This window comes from Methylobacterium aquaticum (genome assembly GCF_001043915.1).
Classification (GTDB): domain Bacteria; phylum Pseudomonadota; class Alphaproteobacteria; order Rhizobiales; family Beijerinckiaceae; genus Methylobacterium; species Methylobacterium aquaticum.
Window position 1 is genome coordinate 1 of record NZ_LABX01000485.1, and the last position, 587, is coordinate 587.

Annotated in this window: 1 protein-coding gene; it reads right to left on the minus strand. The window is 71.2% G+C overall.

From position 1 onward, the window contains the following. Positions 1-171: 171 nt before the first annotated feature. A partial coding sequence (locus VP06_RS33380; protein ID WP_156295897.1) for a murein hydrolase activator EnvC family protein occupies positions 172-587 on the minus strand: 416 nt, incomplete at its 5' end.

The window sequence follows — 587 nt, forward strand, 5'->3', positions numbered from 1 at the left end:
GTCATTCCGGGGCCGTGCCGCGGAGACCGGAACGACGAGGGGGTGTCGAGACGGCCGCGGCTCAGGACTGAGCTTGGGCACTGTCAGTCGCGTCGGGCTGCGTCCTCGGCAGGCCCGACGCAAAAAGCGGGACGCCCGCGCGCCCCGCCTCCCGTCTCGCCCGATCGGGCGTCAGTTGCTCGCCAGATGCGGCACCGGATCGACCGGAACCGCCCCCTTGCGGATCTCGAAGTGGAGCTGCGGCGACGTGACGTTGCCGGACGCGCCGGACTTGGCGATGACCTGGCCGCGTTTCACCTTCTCGCCGGGCCGCACGTCGATCTCGCCGTTATGGGCGTAGGCCGAGACGTAGCCGTTGGCGTGGCGCACCAGGACCAGCTTGCCGTAACCCTTCACGTCGCTGCCGGCATAGGCCACGGTCCCCTCCTCCGCCGCCTTCACCGGCGTCCCCTCTGGCACCGCGATGTTGATGCCCTCGTTGGACTTCGAATCGTAGCCGGAGATCACCCGGCCGCGGGCCGGCCAGCGGAAGTTCGCCTGCGGCTCCGGCGCGGGCGGGGCGACAACCGGCGCCGGTTCGGGCACCT